This is a genomic window from Tenacibaculum halocynthiae, from assembly GCF_964512825.1.
In the GTDB taxonomy this organism is placed as follows: Bacteria; Bacteroidota; Bacteroidia; order Flavobacteriales; family Flavobacteriaceae; genus Polaribacter; species Polaribacter halocynthiae.
Map to the genome: position 1 here is coordinate 44497 of NZ_CAZELG010000044.1, position 17043 is coordinate 61539.

15 protein-coding genes are annotated in these 17043 nt (G+C 28.0%); 4 read left to right on the forward strand and 11 right to left on the reverse strand.

The features are described from left to right. Nucleotides 1-67: 67 nt before the first annotated feature. Together ACKTTQ_RS17680 and ACKTTQ_RS17685 are read left to right on the forward strand one after the other, a co-directional pair. Complete coding sequence (locus ACKTTQ_RS17680; RefSeq protein ID WP_408049959.1) at nt 68-1096, forward strand: sensor histidine kinase; 1029 nt, start codon at nt 68-70, stop codon at nt 1094-1096. Then, nucleotides 1093-1836 (forward strand): LytR/AlgR family response regulator transcription factor, encoded by a 744-nt coding sequence (locus tag ACKTTQ_RS17685; RefSeq protein ID WP_408049960.1) that lies wholly within the window; start codon nt 1093-1095, stop codon nt 1834-1836. The genes ACKTTQ_RS17680 and ACKTTQ_RS17685 overlap by 4 nt, the downstream gene beginning before the upstream one ends. Before the next feature lie 87 nt (nt 1837-1923). Here ACKTTQ_RS17685 and ACKTTQ_RS17690 read toward each other — a convergent pair whose 3' ends face one another. The 10 genes from ACKTTQ_RS17690 to ACKTTQ_RS17735 all read right to left on the reverse strand — a co-directional run bounded on the left by ACKTTQ_RS17690 (nt 1924) and on the right by ACKTTQ_RS17735 (nt 13722). Further along, nucleotides 1924-2715 (reverse strand): helix-turn-helix domain-containing protein, encoded by a 792-nt coding sequence (locus ACKTTQ_RS17690; protein WP_408049961.1) that lies wholly within the window; start codon nt 2713-2715, stop codon nt 1924-1926. An 8-nt stretch (nt 2716-2723) separates the two neighbouring features. Then, entirely contained in the window at nt 2724-3002 is a 279-nt protein-coding gene (locus tag ACKTTQ_RS17695; RefSeq protein ID WP_408049962.1) for a putative quinol monooxygenase, read from the reverse strand. A 66-nt stretch (nt 3003-3068) separates the two neighbouring features. Next, a complete protein-coding gene (locus ACKTTQ_RS17700) occupies nt 3069-4076 on the reverse strand; it encodes a formimidoylglutamase (RefSeq protein ID WP_408049963.1) in 1008 nt (335 codons plus the stop codon). 2 nt (nt 4077-4078) lie between these two features. Beyond that, complete coding sequence (gene hutI / locus ACKTTQ_RS17705) at nt 4079-5311, reverse strand: imidazolonepropionase (RefSeq protein ID WP_408049964.1); 1233 nt, start codon at nt 5309-5311, stop codon at nt 4079-4081. A gap of 171 nt (nt 5312-5482) precedes the next feature. Further along, nucleotides 5483-6364: a hypothetical protein gene (locus ACKTTQ_RS17710; protein WP_408049965.1), complete on the reverse strand. Its 882-nt coding sequence runs from the start codon at nt 6362-6364 to the stop codon at nt 5483-5485. A gap of 101 nt (nt 6365-6465) precedes the next feature. Further along, a complete protein-coding gene (locus ACKTTQ_RS17715) occupies nt 6466-7344 on the reverse strand; it encodes an AraC family transcriptional regulator (RefSeq protein WP_299136005.1) in 879 nt (292 codons plus the stop codon). Between the two features lie 110 nt (nt 7345-7454). After that, nucleotides 7455-8252 carry a TrmH family RNA methyltransferase gene (locus tag ACKTTQ_RS17720; RefSeq protein ID WP_113785351.1) on the reverse strand — a complete coding sequence of 266 codons (798 nt, stop codon included), beginning with the start codon at nt 8250-8252 and terminating at the stop codon, nt 7455-7457. 81 nt (nt 8253-8333) lie between these two features. Next, the gene (locus ACKTTQ_RS17725) at nt 8334-9629 is read right to left on the reverse strand and encodes an amidohydrolase family protein (RefSeq protein WP_408049966.1); all 1296 of its coding nucleotides are present in this window, start codon (nt 9627-9629) and stop codon (nt 8334-8336) included. A gap of 19 nt (nt 9630-9648) precedes the next feature. After that, complete coding sequence (locus tag ACKTTQ_RS17730; protein ID WP_408049967.1) at nt 9649-12603, reverse strand: amidohydrolase family protein; 2955 nt, start codon at nt 12601-12603, stop codon at nt 9649-9651. A 75-nt stretch (nt 12604-12678) separates the two neighbouring features. After that, nucleotides 12679-13722, reverse strand: a complete 1044-nt coding sequence (locus tag ACKTTQ_RS17735; RefSeq protein WP_299136002.1) for a WD40/YVTN/BNR-like repeat-containing protein — start codon at nt 13720-13722, stop codon at nt 12679-12681. Between the two features lie 39 nt (nt 13723-13761). Between ACKTTQ_RS17735 and ACKTTQ_RS17740 the strand changes: the two genes are divergently transcribed. After that, on the forward strand, nt 13762-14688 hold the full coding sequence (locus ACKTTQ_RS17740) for a patatin-like phospholipase family protein (RefSeq protein ID WP_093870883.1): 927 nt from the start codon (nt 13762-13764) through the stop codon (nt 14686-14688). Next, nucleotides 14685-15578 carry a DUF72 domain-containing protein gene (locus tag ACKTTQ_RS17745; RefSeq protein WP_299136001.1) on the forward strand — a complete coding sequence of 298 codons (894 nt, stop codon included), beginning with the start codon at nt 14685-14687 and terminating at the stop codon, nt 15576-15578. Before ACKTTQ_RS17740 ends, ACKTTQ_RS17745 begins: the two co-directional genes overlap by 4 nt. Nucleotides 15579-15632: 54 nt before the next feature. Here ACKTTQ_RS17745 and ACKTTQ_RS17750 read toward each other — a convergent pair whose 3' ends face one another. After that, entirely contained in the window at nt 15633-17042 is a 1410-nt protein-coding gene (locus tag ACKTTQ_RS17750; protein ID WP_408049968.1) for a S41 family peptidase, read from the reverse strand. Nucleotide 17043 lies beyond the last annotated feature (1 nt).

Consider the following 17043-nt stretch of genomic DNA (forward strand, 5'->3'; position numbering starts at 1 on the left):
TAAATATTTTTTAAGAGCTTAATTTTAAACTAAAAATGTATTTTGTAATTCTAAAAATTCTAAAGAAGTGAAGATTTTCAATCAAAAAATAAATATAAAACAAGTTTTAGTAGTCATAGTATTATTGTTATTTGGTAATTCTGGTAAAATTTATTTATTACATAATGTGCGAGTTAATAGCGATATTGATTTTTATGACTATTTCGATCACATTTCTGTTTTTCTATTCTCTTTAGTTTCGTTAATTTCTGTAATTGTTTCATGGAAAGTTATTAATAAAATAGATAAAACAAATACAATTTTAAAATTTGTAAAGGTTTATATTTTATCGTTTTTATTATTTGTTGCTGTGGGAGTTATTATTGATTATGTTCTTTTAGGTATTGTAATGAATAGTAAAGAGTATAATTTTATAATTAGATTTATAAATACAATGTCCGTTGCTTTTATACTTGTTGATATTTTTGCACTTACTTCAGCATTTTTATATTTCAGACAATCTCAAAAAGCAACACTAGAATTAGAACAAACAGAAAAAGAAAAGGCAGTATTACAATCGCAAATGCTGCAAAAGAATCTAGAACCACATTTTTTATTTAATAACTTAAGCGTTTTATCAGGATTGGTAAGAAAAAATCCAGAACAAATAGAAGGTTTTATTGATGATTTTTCGGATGTGTATCGTTATTATTTAAATCATGGAAAAAAACAATTGGTTGAGTTGAAAGATGAGTTGTCATTCTTAATTAGCTATATGAATTTAATGGAAAAACGTTTTGGAAATACTTATCAAATTGAAAATAGTATAGAAAATACTGATGGTTTTATTATTCCGTGTTCCTTACAGTTGTGTGTTGAAAATGCAATAAAACATAATAAAGCAAGTGAAAAAAATCCACTATTGATTTATCTTTCATTAAAAGAAAATAGAATTGTAATAAAAAATAAACTTAATAAAGTAGATTTTACAATCGGGACAGGAACAGGAAATGATTATTTAAAACGTCAATACCAACTAAATTTTAACAAAAACGTTATTTTTACAGAAACTGACAATGAATTTACTGTTAAAATACCACTAATTCCTGAAGTATGAAAGTATTAATTATTGAAGACGAAGCTATTAATATCGAAATTATTACTGATCATATTCTTAGATTCAATGACAAAATTGAAATTGTAACTTCGTTACAAAGTAAAGAGGAAGTAGAGAATTGGTATAAAACCAATGATCAAGTTGATTTAGTGTTTTCTGATATTGAGTTGTTAGATGGAAATGTATTTTCTTTATTGAAAACAAGTATTATTAAATGTCCAATTATTTTTACAACTGCCTATAATACTTTTTACCAAGATGCTTTTGATGTAAACGGAATAGCTTATTTATTAAAACCTATAAGTTATAATAAGTTTTGCAAAGCAATGGAAAAGTTTAGTAATTTACAAAGTAAAGAAGTTGATTGGACGAAAATATCTGAAGCTATTCATGGATTGAACAATAATTACAAAGAACGTATTATTGTAAAAACTAAAACAGAATTAAAAATTTTAAGCACAAAAAATACTGGAGCAATTTTATCTAATTCAGGTAAATGTATTGCAATTGATGAAAACGGAAAAGAAAATGAATTTCGTTATAAATTATCTGATTTAATAAAAGAGTTAAATCCAAAAGAGTTTTTCCAAATTAATCGGGGAGAAATTGTAAACATCAATTTTATTGAGAAAATAGAACCTTACTTTGGAGATAGGTTGGCAATTTCAATTAAAAAATACAAACAACATTTAATTACAAGCGCATCAGTTACAAGTGAGTTTAGAAAATGGATTGAGTAAAAAACTTGCAGTTTAAGAGTTTAATTTCAGATTCATAAATAATGATTTTTACTCATACTTAGATTTTTTGAGTATAAAAGCAAAATATTACACAAGAGATTCATAATAAAAATGGTTGTCAAAATTATCCATAGTAAAGTAGTTGGAAGGTTTAGTTCCAGAAAGTAAAAAGAAATCTTTTATAAAATGACTTTGATCATAATACCCATTATCTAAGGCTATGTGTAAATAATGAGTGTTTTTACTTAAAAGAACTTGTTTAACAGTGTTTTGTAATCGAGTAATACGTTGAAACTTTTTTGAAGTTATGCCAAAATGTTGTTTGAAATTTCGTTCAAATTGACGATAACTTAAATTGGTATTGCAAGCTAATTCTTGCAAATTAATAGTGTTGAAGTTTTTATATAAAGAAGTAATAACTCCATCCCAATTAGTAGTTTCCTTAATTTGATATTTTGATAATTTTGATATTAAAAATTGTTCAATCAATTGTATTTTATCATTAATTTCTGATGTTTCTTGTAGTTTACTTATAAGTGTTTTACCAGAGTTTTTCCATAAATCTTCAACCGATAAATAACTATTTATAATTTCTGTGTGCCCTAAAGGACTAAAGTGCCTAAATGCACCACTTTTAAATCTTACAGCAATGTAATTTACCTTAGAATTAGTATTTATTTTTAAGTGTTCTCTGGGGCAAAGAATATGTGCTTCACTTAAAGTTTGGTTATTAATATTGAATGATTCGTTTATGTGAAAAAGTAATTCTAATCCTGTACCAGGTAAAATTAAAGGAAGCTTTTCAAATTGTTTACAAATAAAATACCTATCAACATAAGATGATAGGTTTTTTGATGGTTTGTAATACTTTTTATTCACGTTAATTTTTAATAAATATTAATGATAGGCTCTTTACTTAGTAAAGAAGAAATATCATTTAAAAAAGCATTAAAATGAAAAGATGTATTGTGTAGTTTTACTGCTTTTTCATTTTGATATTTCTCATAAAATAAAAAGCTACTTTTATTATAAACGTCATTTAATAATTGATAGGTAATACATCCTTCTTCTTGATTGCTTGTTTTTACCATTTCACTAGCTAGTTTTAAAAAGGTAACTATTTGATTTTCTTTTACTGTTATTTGTGCTATTATAATTTTTTCCATGAGTCAAAAATAATTTAGCAATAAAAGATAGTATAGTAAAAAAACGACATTGATTATAAAAGTTAATTAATTTTCTTTTGCCTTTATAAAGTCTGAAATTAAATAACTAATAAATTTACCAACTTGTACAGCAGCTGTAGGCTCGTTTTTAACGCTAGGTGCACCTTCACATATATGAATATAAGAAGCATTATTGTTTTTAGCAAAACTATAAACAAACTGCCTTGTTTGCTGAGGTGTAAAACCAGTAGGCGTCATGGCACTACTAGGAAAATGTTGAACGCAATCTAAATCTATTTCAATACCAAAAGGTTTATTGTCAATAAAATTTTTAGCTCGTTGTAATTCATTTTTAAAATTAGCAATAGCGTATACTTCTAATTCTTCAAAAGTATTATACTCTAGTTTCATGTTATTATGGATCATGTCAAAAACATATTGAGGAGTATAGTTTTCATGCAAACCAAACATAAAATATTTATCGAGATAGTTTTCGTGTAAAGCATATGAAAAACCATTACCACTGTGACGTTCTTCTAAACGGCGTAAATCAGTGTGTGCATCTAAATTAATAACATTTACAGCTTGTTTACTAGCTTCTGACAGTCCTTTGATATTCCCAAATGCATTGTTATGGCCACCTCCAATTATAATAGGTGTCTTACCACATTCAATAATTAACTGTACAATGTTAGATACTTCTTTGTCAATTTTTTTAACTAGTAAATCACCTTTTTCTCTATCATCGCTATCAAAATTTATGACATCATCTAAGCAATCTAAATATCCTAAAACGAGTATTTTATTTCCGTCAATAAATTGATTTTGCTGAGTGTTTAAAAAAGCTTTTATTGCAGGAATAAACGATGTATGTGCACCACCATTACCACCATTCATACGAACACCAATATCTTCTGGTATACCAAGAATAACAAAATTTGTTGGTGAATCATTTAATTCATCTCTTAATGTTTTTTTTGAATTAATTACTGAAACACATTCTCCTAGTTTAGTTTCACCATTTCTAGTATTAGTGAAATTAGCAATTGCTTGTTGTGTAAAAAGATGTAACATTTTTATATTTTTTCACCGTTAATATATACAGAATCGATTAAGTTAGAACCGAAGCTATAAGGTATAAAACCATATGAAGGAATTTCTTTAGTAATAATAAAGTTTGCTTTTTTACCTTTAGTAATACTTCCTACTTTATCTGCTAAATTCATAGCGTAAGCACCATTAATAGTTGCTGCATTAATAGCCTCTTCCGGAGTCATTTTCATTTTAATACATGCTGTAGCTACAACAAAATTCATGTTTCCAGAAGGTGTTGATCCTGGATTAAAATCAGTAGCTAAAGCTAATGGAAGATTGGCATTTATAATATCACGAGCTGGTGTATAAGGAATACTTAAAAAATAAGAACATGAAGGTAGTGCTACTGGCATTGTTTCTGATCCTTGAAGAGCTTCAATATCTTTATTATTCATTACCTCTAAGTGGTCAACAGATATTGCATTCTGTTTTACACTCATTGCTACACCACCTATTGTTGTAAATTGATTAACATGTACTTTAGGGGTTAATCCGTATATTTTTGCAGCAGTTAAAACTCTATCGGTATCTTCAACTGAGAAATAACCAGTTTCACAAAAAGCATCAACAAATTCAGCTAAGTTTTCTTCAGCAATTTTAGGTAACATCTCATTAATAATTAAATTAATGTATCCTTCTTTATTGTTTTTATATTCTGATGGAAAAGCATGAGCGCCTAAAAAGGTAGCTTTAATAGGTAGTTTATAATTTTCCTTTAATTTTTTAATTACACGAAGCATCTTTAGCTCAGCATCAACTGTTAATCCGTAGCCAGATTTTATTTCAACAGCTCCAGTACCTAAAGCGATAACTTCTTCTAAACGTTTTGAAGATTGTTTGTAAAGGTCTTCTTCTGAAGTAGATTGTAGTTTTTTAGCAGAATTTAAAATACCTCCACCATTATTGGCTATTTCTTCGTAGCTTAAACCATTAATTCTATCAACAAATTCTTGTTCTCGATTACCTGCATATACAATGTGAGTATGTGAATCACACCAAGTTGGTAAAATCATTTTTCCTTCACAATCAATAATATTATCTGTAGAAGAAGGAATGTTTTCCATGCTTCCATAATCAATAATAATGTCATTTTCAATAAGTAAGAAAGCATTTTTTAAAGTAGGTAAAACATTCATGTCTTTACCTGCTACTTTTTTTACACTGTTTTCACGTATCTGTATTAATTCCTTGATGTTTATTAATAAAGTTGTCATAGGTAGTTTCAAATTTTACTAGACAAACTTACATTAAAAAGTACAAATTATGATATGTTTTTTTGATTACTAGACACTATTTTTTGTAATTTTAATTAAAAGTTACTTTCTGTTTTTTTATAAAAAAAAGAAACTTATAAACCCTTAGATGGTTTATAAGCTTCGGAAAAATTAAAACATACCATTATTATGAGCCATTTTTTTTGGAATCTCTTGAATAACATCCCAGTGCTCAACAATTTTAGCATTTTCTAACCTGAATAAATCATAAAAGGCATGAGGTTTATTATGCCATTCTCCTTCACTTATAGTTAACACAAAATTACCTTCACCTAAAATTTTATGAACTTTCTTGTATACAAACATGTCATTTTGAGAAACTAAATAATCAATAGCTTTTCCAAGTCCGTCTAATCCGTCTGCAATATTTGTATTATGTTGATAGTATTTTTCAGTACTAATATAGTTAGTTATTTTATTAGGATTATTACCAAATAAAACATCATTAATAAAATTTTCTACAATTTTTTTGTTATCCTGAGTTTTATTTAGGTCGGTAATTTTAGTCATTCCATCAAATTGACTTCTTCCACTTGTTGTTGTTTTAACAATAGGAGACACCGCATCCCAATGTTCGGTAACTTTTTCCTCATCTATTTTCCAAACATCAAAAGTAACTACTTCTTTGGCACCAAAAGCTTCAGCATTATTATAAGTATTATGCATTACAATATAGTTGTTGTCTTGTAGCATACGATGTGTTTTACTGGTAGTACCTGCTTTTTTTAGTATCGGTAAAAACTCGAGTACAGGCTCAATACCAGTAGGAATATTAGGGTTATGTTGAATGTAATTTTTTGAAAAATATTTTTTAATACCTTCTTCATTATAGGTACTAAAAAAAGCTTCTTGAGCTTTTTTTGCTGTGTTTTTTAAATTTTTACTCTCCATTTTTTTTGTTTTTTTAGAATTTGAATTTGATTCTTTAACTGTATTGCAACCAATTATAAGTACTAAGAAAATAGTAGATAAAATTATAGATATAGTTCTCATTTTGTATAATTATTTATAGTTAATAATTGATTGCAAAGATGAGATGACTTCGTTGTTAAGAAGCTATAGAAAAACTTCTAAAAACTGTAAAAATGGGAAAGTTACTTGTTTTTACTTCTAAAGAGATCAGGTGATAGGTTAGTTTTACGTTTAAAGTATTTGTAGAAATTTGTACTTTCTTCAAATCCAGAAAGATAAGCTACTTTTTTTATAGGGTATTCAGTGTTTAATAATAAACGTTTGATTTGTTTAATGTAGATATTATCAATGAATTTTTTGGCAGATTGATTAACAATACTTTTTGTGATAGTATTTAAGGTTTTTGTAGAGATGGCCATCTCTTGAGCATAATAGTTAACTTTAGAATGTTTTATCACACTTTTTTCTACTAATTTTTGTAGTAGAATAAAATCATTTAAGTATTTTTTATTTTTGACTATCTGGTTGTTTTTTGATTTTATTCTATATAATTGAGTGATAAGAATATGAAGTAAACTTCTAATAATGCTTAAAGAATAACTATCGCTAATAGATAAATATTCATTCTGAATTTTTAAAATAATTTCGTTAATATCATTCAATTCCTTCTCTGTTAATTGTATTTTAGGATTACCTAATAATTCATTAAAGAGCTGTATAGTTTTTTGATTCTCTATTTCTTCAAGATAAGTTACCAGAAAATTATCTGTAAAGAGAAGTAAATTACCTTTTACATTTTCATTAACATGGAATTTATGAATTTGATCTTTTCTAATAGTTAGTAAAGTTCCTTTTTGATAATCATAATCTGTAAAATCTATGGTGTGTTTTCCTGAATCTTGTTGTACTAGAACTATCATATAAAATTCAACTATTTGTAATTCTCTAATTGAATTGTCTAAATCTTCTCTTTTAAATAAATCTTCAAGTTGAAGTATATCAAATTCCGAATTAGGATTTTGTTGATTATTAAATTTTATATGAATAGGAAGCTTTTCCATTACACAATAGTAGTATAATTGTTTTAAAATTAAATACAACTACAATTATTTAATCTTGATTTTTATGATTATAACTTATGTAAAAAATACCCATAAGATAGTTTTTATATTTAAATTTTAAATTCTCTTTGCCTTTTGGCCTCAAAAGTTAATATAGCAGCTGCTACAGATACATTCATAGAGTCTATTTCTCCTTGCATTGGGATGTTAATATTTTGAGTTGCTACGTCTCTCCAAATTTGAGTAAGTCCTGTTGCTTCGGTTCCAACAGCTATGGCTGTAGGTTTGGTATAATCATTTTTATGATACTCATTTGAATTTTGAAGAGTAGCGCTATAAATATGTATGTTTTTATTCTTCAAAAAATTAGAAACATCTTCAGAGCTACCAACCGCTATTTGATTTGTAAATAAACACCCTACACTAGATCGAATAATATTTGGATTAAACATATCAGTTTTAGGATTAGCTATAAAAACAGCGTCTAATTTTGCGGCATCTGCAGTTCGTAACATTGCTCCTAAATTTCCAGGTTTTTCAATTCCTTCCAGTACTAAAATAAGTGGAGTAGGAGTGTTAAATTCAATGTTATCTAACTTAAACTCTTTTGTTTTTACTACTGCGATTACTCCTTCAGTAGAATCTCTATAAGCTAGTTTTTGATATACCTCTTTTGTTATTTCTATATATTTTGAAGTAGGTATATTTAATAGTATAGCTTTTTCTTTAGAAAAAACTTCAGCTACAAATAAAATAGAGTCTATTTCATAATTTCCTTTAAGAACTAAAGAAATTTCACGTTGGCCTTCTACTAAAAAAAGCCCTTTTTTCTTTCGTTCACGTGATTTATCTTGTAATTTTAATAGATCTTTTATGTATGAATTCTGTATACTACTAATTATTTTCATTTTGCAAAAATACTATTATGTTTTATAAAAAAAAACGCTATTCTTTTTAAGGAATAGCGTTTTTAAGGGGAGGGACAATAGTTAATTTTTATATTTATTCGTATAGCGTTTCCAAAGTTTTGTTTGATGTGTTTCCAAACTTAACTTTCTTCCTTGAATAAATGCATTTAAGAGTATATTTCCTCTCATGTCTAATGCATCACCTTCTGAGATAAATAATGTAGCATCTTTACCAACTTCTAAACTACCAGTAAATTTGTCAATGCCTAGAATTTTAGCATTATTTAATGTAATTAATTGTAAAGCTTGTTCTTTTGTTAATCCGTAAGCAGCATAAGTACCAGCATAAAAAGGCAAATTTCTTGTACTCATGCGTTCCATACTACCATTCATTCCTAAACCTACTAATAAACCAGCATCAGTTAACGTTTTAGCAGAACGAAAAGGTAAATCATAATCTTCGTCTTCACTTGAAGGTAAACGATGTGCTCTTTCTATAACAACTGGAATATTATTCGATTTTAATAAAGGAGCTACTTTTTCAGCTTCAGCGCCCCCAACGATAACTATGTTTTTTATAGTAAGTTCATGAAATAAATTAATAGCATCAGTTATTCTATTTTTACCGTTTACATGAATAAAAACTTTCTGTGTTCCTTTAAATACATTTTTAAGGGCTTCATAAGGTAAGTTTTTATTAGTTTTTTTACTGTTTAAATACCTTTTTGCTTTAAAAAAATATTCTTTAATTTTTGTAATGTTTTTTACATAATTTTTATTTGGTTTTAAAGCAGGATCTTCTCCTAACCACCAACGACCTCTACTAAAATTACTAGGCCAATTTAAATGGATAGCGTCATCAGTTTTAATGCTCGCATCTTCCCAATTCCATGCATCAAATTGTACTACTGACGATGTACCAGATATACTACCACCTCTCGGAGTAATTTGTGCCATTAAAACTCCATTTGGACGCATGGTTTCTATAACTTTACTTTCCGTATTATACGCTATGATAGTTCTTATATGTGGTAGCATACTACCAACTTCGTCGTAATCTTTAGTAGCACGTACAGCATCAATTTCAGCTAATCCTAACGAACTATTTGCAGCAATAAAGCCAGGGTATACATGTTTTCCTTTTGCATTAATTACTGTTCCTGCTCTAGCTATTCTTGTATTGGCACTACCAACAAAAGAAATTTTTCCTTTAGAAAACATAATTAATGAGTTTTCTATTATTTGTCCATTTCCTAAATGAGCTGTAGCACCTTCTATAGAGTAGTCATTTGTTTGTTTAGGAGACGGAGTTTGTTGAGCAAGTATATTCCCTATGAATAAGAAATAAACTAAACTATATAAAATGGTGTTTTTCATGAGTTGTCTTTTAAAATTCTTATTCAGTATCACAGTGAAATAATTTTTTAGTTTTTTTAACTGGGGCTTGTGTTTTAGCTCCTTTAATTTTTTCTTTTAACATCATATTAATAAGTTTAGAGCGCTCTGCTTTTATAGCATTACGTTTTGCTAGGTCTTGTTTAATGTCAAAATAAATAGCTCCGTCAATAATTGTTTTTTCAGCTTTAGCATAAATAGATAAAGGATTATCACTCCACAATACCACATCGGCATCTTTTCCTACTTTAATACTTCCAGTTCGATCATCTAAATGTAATAATTTAGCAGGGTTAATGGTAATCATGCTCCAAGCTTCTTGTTCAGTCATACCTCCGTATTTGATAGTTTTTGCAGCTTCTTGATTTAACCTTCTTGACATTTCTGCATCATCAGAGTTAATTGCAACTGTAATACCTTGTTTATGCATTATTGCTGCATTGTAAGGAATTGCATCGTTAACTTCATATTTATATGCCCACCAGTCAGAAAAAGTAGAACCACCAACACCATGTTTTTTCATTTTATCAGCAACTTTATATCCTTCTAAAATATGTGTAAACGTATTAATGTTAAAATTGAATTTTTCTGCAACTTTCATTAACATATTTATTTCTGATTGTACATATGAATGACAAGAGATAAAACGTTTTTTATTAATAATTTCGGCTAATGTTTCTAACTCAATATCCTTACGGTAAGGCTTTCCACTTTTCTTTTTAGTATCATATTCTTTAGCTCTTTGAAAATAATCAATATAAACTTGTTCAACTCCCATTCGTGTTTGAGGAAATCTAACAGTGTTATTATCTCCCCAATTGGATTGCTTTACATTTTCACCTAAGGCAAACTTGATGAATTTTGGAGAATTTTTGTAAATTAATCCATCTGCATTCTCTCCCCATTTTAATTTTAATATTGCAGAACGTCCGCCAATAGGGTTTGCAGAACCGTGTAATATTTGAATTGATGTTACACCACCTGCTATGTTTCTATAAATATTAACATCACTAGGATCAACAACATCTTCAATCGTAACTTCGGCAGATGAATTGTGTCCTGCTTCATTTATTGCAGAAGCAGCGATATGAGAATGTTCATCTATAATTCCTGCTGTTAAATACTTACCTGTTCCATCAATTACTTTGGTATTTCTAGAATTAATATTAGTACCAATTTTAGTTATTTTTCCATTAGAAATTAAAACATCAGTATTATTTAATACTTTTTGATTATCAGAAGTCCAAACAGTAGTGTTTTTAATTAAAATAGACTCTTGTTGTGGTATGTTATAGTTTCCATAACCAATATTAGGATAACTAATAGAAACTACTTCATTGGTTTTTTTATCTTTCTTCTTTTTTCCTTCTTTCTTTTTCTCTTCCTTCTTTACTTTTTTAGAAGCAGACCATTCTATATCATTACCATTATTATCAACTCCATTTCCTTGCATAAGGTTTGCTGAGTTAGTAATTCTACCAGAAAGCCTAGTGAAATTTCCATTGTCATTTAAAGTAATTTGAATCCAATCATTTTTAAATGAAAATTTACCATTTATTTTAGTTTTTTCTTGTTTAAATGTAGCTTTTTGTTTTGTACCCTTACCCGTAATTGTCATGGTATAGTTTTTACCATTAGCGTATAACATATATTCACCAGTAATATCTTTAATGTCCATAGGAGTAACACTATTTTTATTTCCTTGCACCCAATTTTCATAAAGTGTGGTTTTAGAATCAAAAATATCACCAGAAGTAATTAGGAAGTTAGCATAACTTCCTTTATTTAAATTACCTATGCTGTTATTGTTAAGTATTTTTGAAGGTATTGTAGTTAAAGCTTCTAAAGCTGTTGTTTTATCTAATCCATACAAAATAGCTTTTTGTAAGTTCGTAGAAAATCCTTTAATGCTTTTAAGTTTATAAGTAGTTAAGGCAAAGGGAACATTGTTTTTAGCTAAAATGCTTGGGTTAGAAGGTTCTTGATTCCATTTGCGCATATCACTTAAAGCTATTTTATTAGCTAAAGCAATGTTACTAACATCATACGCTTTTCTAAAGTTAATTGGTATAATAAATGTAGCGTTTGTCTTTCTTATATCGTTAACGCGTTCATATTCGTCTCCACCACCTACAATAGTGTATTGAATACCAAATTCATCTCCAATTTTGTCAGCACGTAAACTATTGAGGTAATCTCCAGCTCTAAAAATTTGAGGTAAATCTTTTTTGTTATTTAAAGCTTCTAAGGCTAAGTCAGAGTTTTTTGCATTTCCATTAGCGTACCAATTAGCATCTAAATAAGTTTGTCTTAATAAAGCCATAGCTCCCATACGAGAAGTTGGATATGATTGACGTGATTTACTACTTTTAGAAAAAGATAAATAATTAGCTGACTTTTTATTCAGTATTCTATATGCATCAGAACTATTAGAATTTAAAGCTATTAACACCCCATTTCCTTGCATGATTCCATCATCACTATGTGAGTTTACAACACCGAAACCTGCATTTAAAAGCTCTTTAGCTTTTTTACTGTCATATTTAAATTGATTAAAAGCATCTGTGTCAGGACGGATATGATCGTTCCAGTAATAGCCTTTTCTATTAGCATCATATTGTGGACGCCTGCTAAAGTTATTGTTTCTTTTTGCTTTTTTTACACCAAAATTAGCATATACATCAATAAATGAAGGGTAAATTGATTTTCCATTTAAATTAATAATTTGAGCATCTTTAGGTATGCTTACAGATTTACCAACATTTAATACTTTACCATCTTTAATAAGTAAAGTTCCTTTTTTTATAACTTGTTTAGGAGTAACATAGATAGTTGCATTTTTTAAGGCGATTAAACTACTTTTTGTAGTTTTAACCCCTTTATTGGTAGGGAAGTATTCTTGTGCTTTAATGTGTGAAATACACAAGCAGAATAATAGTATGAAAATTTTTTTCATTATGTTAAAGTTGAATTAGTTCTTAAATGTATTGATTTCTTAAATCTTAAAATTTTGTTTAACAAAATATTAAGATTATTTTAAGATTAGTTTTCCCATTTTTTCATGGCCAGATAGCCATGCTGTATTTTGATTTACAAATTGGATAGCATAAAAAGATTCATCGCTTAATTTTTTCCAATTTAGGCCTCCATCATTTGAAAAAGAAATACCTGTTTTTCCTACTGCTATAATTTCTTTACCTTTTGAATTAGGAACGTATTGAATGCAGCTTTTATAATTAGGTTCTTGGTTGTCTGCTACAAGAGTCCATGTTTTACCACCATCTGAGGTAATTGCTTTGTTAGCACAATTATCATTTGAATTTGAATAATCTCCACCAATAGTAATTCCATGTAATTCATCATAAAAATCAACAGAATACATGCCTTGTGGCCCATTACCTTGTACAATAGGCGTATCATATATGTTCCAAGTGTTACCTTTATCTGTAGATTTTAACACACGAGCTTTTTTCCCCCCAGAAACTATCCATACAGTATTGTTTACAATTTTAATATTTGTATTACTAGCAGCAAAAAATGCTTCACCATCTTCAAAAACTGGAAGTTTTGAGCATGGTATTTTATTCCAGGTAGTTCCTCCATTTGAAGTAATAATTATTGAAGGACAATTTTCTGTAGGATCTCCAACTGCAATTCCGTTTTTACCATCAGGGAAAAACTGTAATGCATCGTAAAATACTTTTGGATGTTCTTCTTTATATACTATTTTAGTTTCATTAGCATCAATTTTATATAATAACGCAGGATTAGCTATAGATAAAGCAAAAATATTTTCTTTATTCGCAGCAATACTTCTAAAATGTGGAGTAATAGAATCATTGTAAATAATTTTATTAAAACTCCAATTCTTTCCTCCATCTTCCGTTTTACCTATGTTTCCTTTTGAATCAGCAAAAATCACATTATTATTATCAATAGCTTTTATTGCCCTTATACTTGAGCTATCTATTTTAAAAGTTGTAATATCTGCGTTATTAATTTTTCTAGGTTGGTATTCTTTTTTGCAAGAAATAAATATAATTGCGACTAAAAAAAAGAGTTCGATTCGTTTCATTTTTAATATTTTTACAGAACTAAAATAGGCAAAATATCAATGAAAAAGGCATTAGTAATTTCTGGAGGAGGAAGTAAAGGAGCATTTGCTGGCGGTGTAGTTGAGTATTTGATGAAAGAAAAAAATAAAAAGTATGATTTATTTTTAGGTACATCTACAGGAAGTTTAATGGTTTCTCATTTAGCTTTGCGTAAAGTAGATGCTTTAAAAGAACTTTATACGAAAGTAAATCAACAATCTATTTTTAGTAATAGCCCTTTTAAAATAAAAACGATTCATGGAGAAAAAGTAATTTCAATTCGTCATAGAAATACTTTATGGAACTTTTTAAAGGGAAGAAAAACATTTGGAGAAAGTAAAAATTTACGACGTTTAATAAGGAAAAACGTTACTAAAGAAATGTATGACGAAATTAGAGAGAAAAATAAAGAAGTAGTTGTTACTATATCTAATTTAACAGCTAATAAAATAGAATATAAATCTATTTTAGATTGCTCTTATGATGATTTTTGTGATTGGATATGGGGATCATGTAATTATGTGCCTTTTATGAGTTTGCTTGAAAAAAATTCTTGCCAATATGCTGATGGAGGCTTTGGTTGCTTAGTTCCTATTAGAGAAGCTATTTTAAGAGGAGCAAAAGAAATTGACGCTATTATTTTAGAAACTGAAGTAACTCAAATAAATAGAATGCCAGCTAAAAATCCTTTTTCTTTAATGCTTAACGTTTTTGATTTTATGTTAGAACATGTTGAAAAGCATAATGTGACTATAGGTAAATTATCAGCTAAACATAATGACGTTAAATTAAATCTTTATTATACACCTACTGTTTTAACAACTAATTCATTAGTTTTTGATAAAAAATTAATGAAAAAATGGTGGAAGCAAGGATATTACCATGCAAAGTATAAAGATGATACTTCAATGAACGATTTTAGAACAGAATTAATTGGAGATAAATGAAATTTGGAAAAGTTGACCATCCAGAATTAATAGATTTTACAATGCCTAATAACACTAAGGCTACTATTGATTTGTTATCTAAAAATAAAATATCTGATAGTCCAAATGTTTATGTAGGGTGTGCAAAATGGAATAAAGCAGATTTAAAAGGTTTTTACCCTAAAGGAACAAAAGATGAATTGGGGTATTATTCTAAACAATTTAATTCAATTGAATTAAATGCAACTTTTTATCGACAATTTTCAGGAGAACAGTTTACTAAGTGGAAAGATAAAACTCCAAGTAATTTTAAGTTTTTCCCAAAACTGACTCAAGAAATTAGCCATTGGAAACGATTAGAAGGAGTACAAGAAGTTGTGAATTATTATATAGACAATGCACTACGATTAGAAGAGAAATTAGGTACTGTTTTTTTACAAATGCATTCTAATTTTGGATCTAAAAACTTTTCTAAGATAGAAAATTTTGTTAAAAGTTGGCCTAATGAAATTCCTTTAGCAGTTGAGGTTAGGCATCCAGATTGGTATACTGATAAAAGTATTTTTGAAGAGTATACTCAATTATTAGAAGAAAATAATGTAGCTAATGTATTAGTTGATACAGCAGGAAGGAGAGATATGCTTCACATGCGTTTAACAAATAATGAAGCATTTATTCGTTATGTAGGTGCAAATCATATATCGGATTACTCTCGTTTAGATGATTGGGTAGTAAGGTTAAAAGAATGGACAGATTTGGGGTTAAAAAACATTCACTTTTTTATTCATCAAAATTTAGAAGTTGAGTCTCCTTTATTAGCTTCTTATTTCATTAAAAAATTAAACAAAGAACTAAGTATTAATTTAAAAATTCCAAACGAAGATACTAATCAACAAATGTCATTACTGTAAATAAAAAAGCTCTGTTTTTAATACCAGAGCTTTTTATTTATATTTTAAGTATGATTATTTTAAATCAACATACATATTATTATAGTTTGGATTATTTGATTTAGAATTACCAATTGATTCTAATTCAATAATTGTTTTGTTATAAACAGAACCACGTTTACCAGTTGTTATTAATTCAATTGTTCTAGCTAGCAAAGGTTCATTTTTATCGCCTAAAACCCCCATGTTACCATAACTCTCTGGAATATTTATAGTTGGGTCAATTCCATCTTTATCGTTATAATTGTTTTTATTTACTATTTCTAATACGATAGGCTGCATTGCCCAATTATGATTTTGGTTTACGCCACTTTTTGTAAAATTAGGAGAATCGTATAATGTTACAGATCCGACGTATTTACCATGTGTTTTAGTACCAACAGTTTTTACATTAATGTGGGGAAGCAATCCGTTAATAATTAATTCAGAAGCAGAAGCAGAACTTCCAGTAGTAATAAAATAAATATTAGTTAAGTTCAAACTATTTATAATTTCACTATTTCCAATTTTATCAGGGAATCTATCAATAAGAGCATCAGGTGAAACAATACTCATATATTTTTTGTTCCAAAGTTGTTTTGCAAAAATGTCACCAGTAAATTGTCCAGTAATCATACTTGCTAGCCTTGTTGCAGTTCGAACAGACCCACCACCATTATATCTTAAGTCAATAATTAAATCTTTAACTCCATCTGTTTTAAATTTAGAAAAAGCTAAATTTAATTTAGAATCAAAATTGGCTGTAAAACTATTATACATTAAATACCCAATTTTTTTGCCTCCTTCATCAATAGTTTTGGCAATATGGATTGGATTTTCAGTAAAACTACTTTTACTTAATGAATATGTTGTTGAGTTTGTTATTGGATCTCCACTATTATAATTAGCTAAATGTATTGTATAAGAATTTGATTTTGAAAATAACAAATCTCTATAGTTTTTATCTGTAATAGTTGTACCATTTACTTTAGTAAAAATCATACCCCTTTTTACACCTTTATTAGCTGCATCTGTACCTGGAACAACATAACGTACATATCCAAAAACATTTGAAGAATTTGTTTTAAATCTTTTTAAACCAAATTCCATTCCAGTAGTTTCTGTTGTACCTTGAAATGATTGCTCTAAAGTAACATAATCACTAACAATCCATGACCATTTATCAACAATGTTTCTTTGATATAATAAACTTTCAAATAGGTTGTCAGGATTGTTGTATGTTGCTAAATAGTTGTTTTTTTGTTGATCTGTAGAAAATTTTCTATCAGATAAATCTGGGATTTTTTCTTGCCATAAATAAAATTTATTTAAGCCATTCCAAATAAAAGAATTTACCCCATTATTAATTTGGTTAGGTTCTGTTTTTGAGCATCCACTAATAATAAAAGTAATTAAAAGAAGATTTAAAACGATACTTTTTTTCATA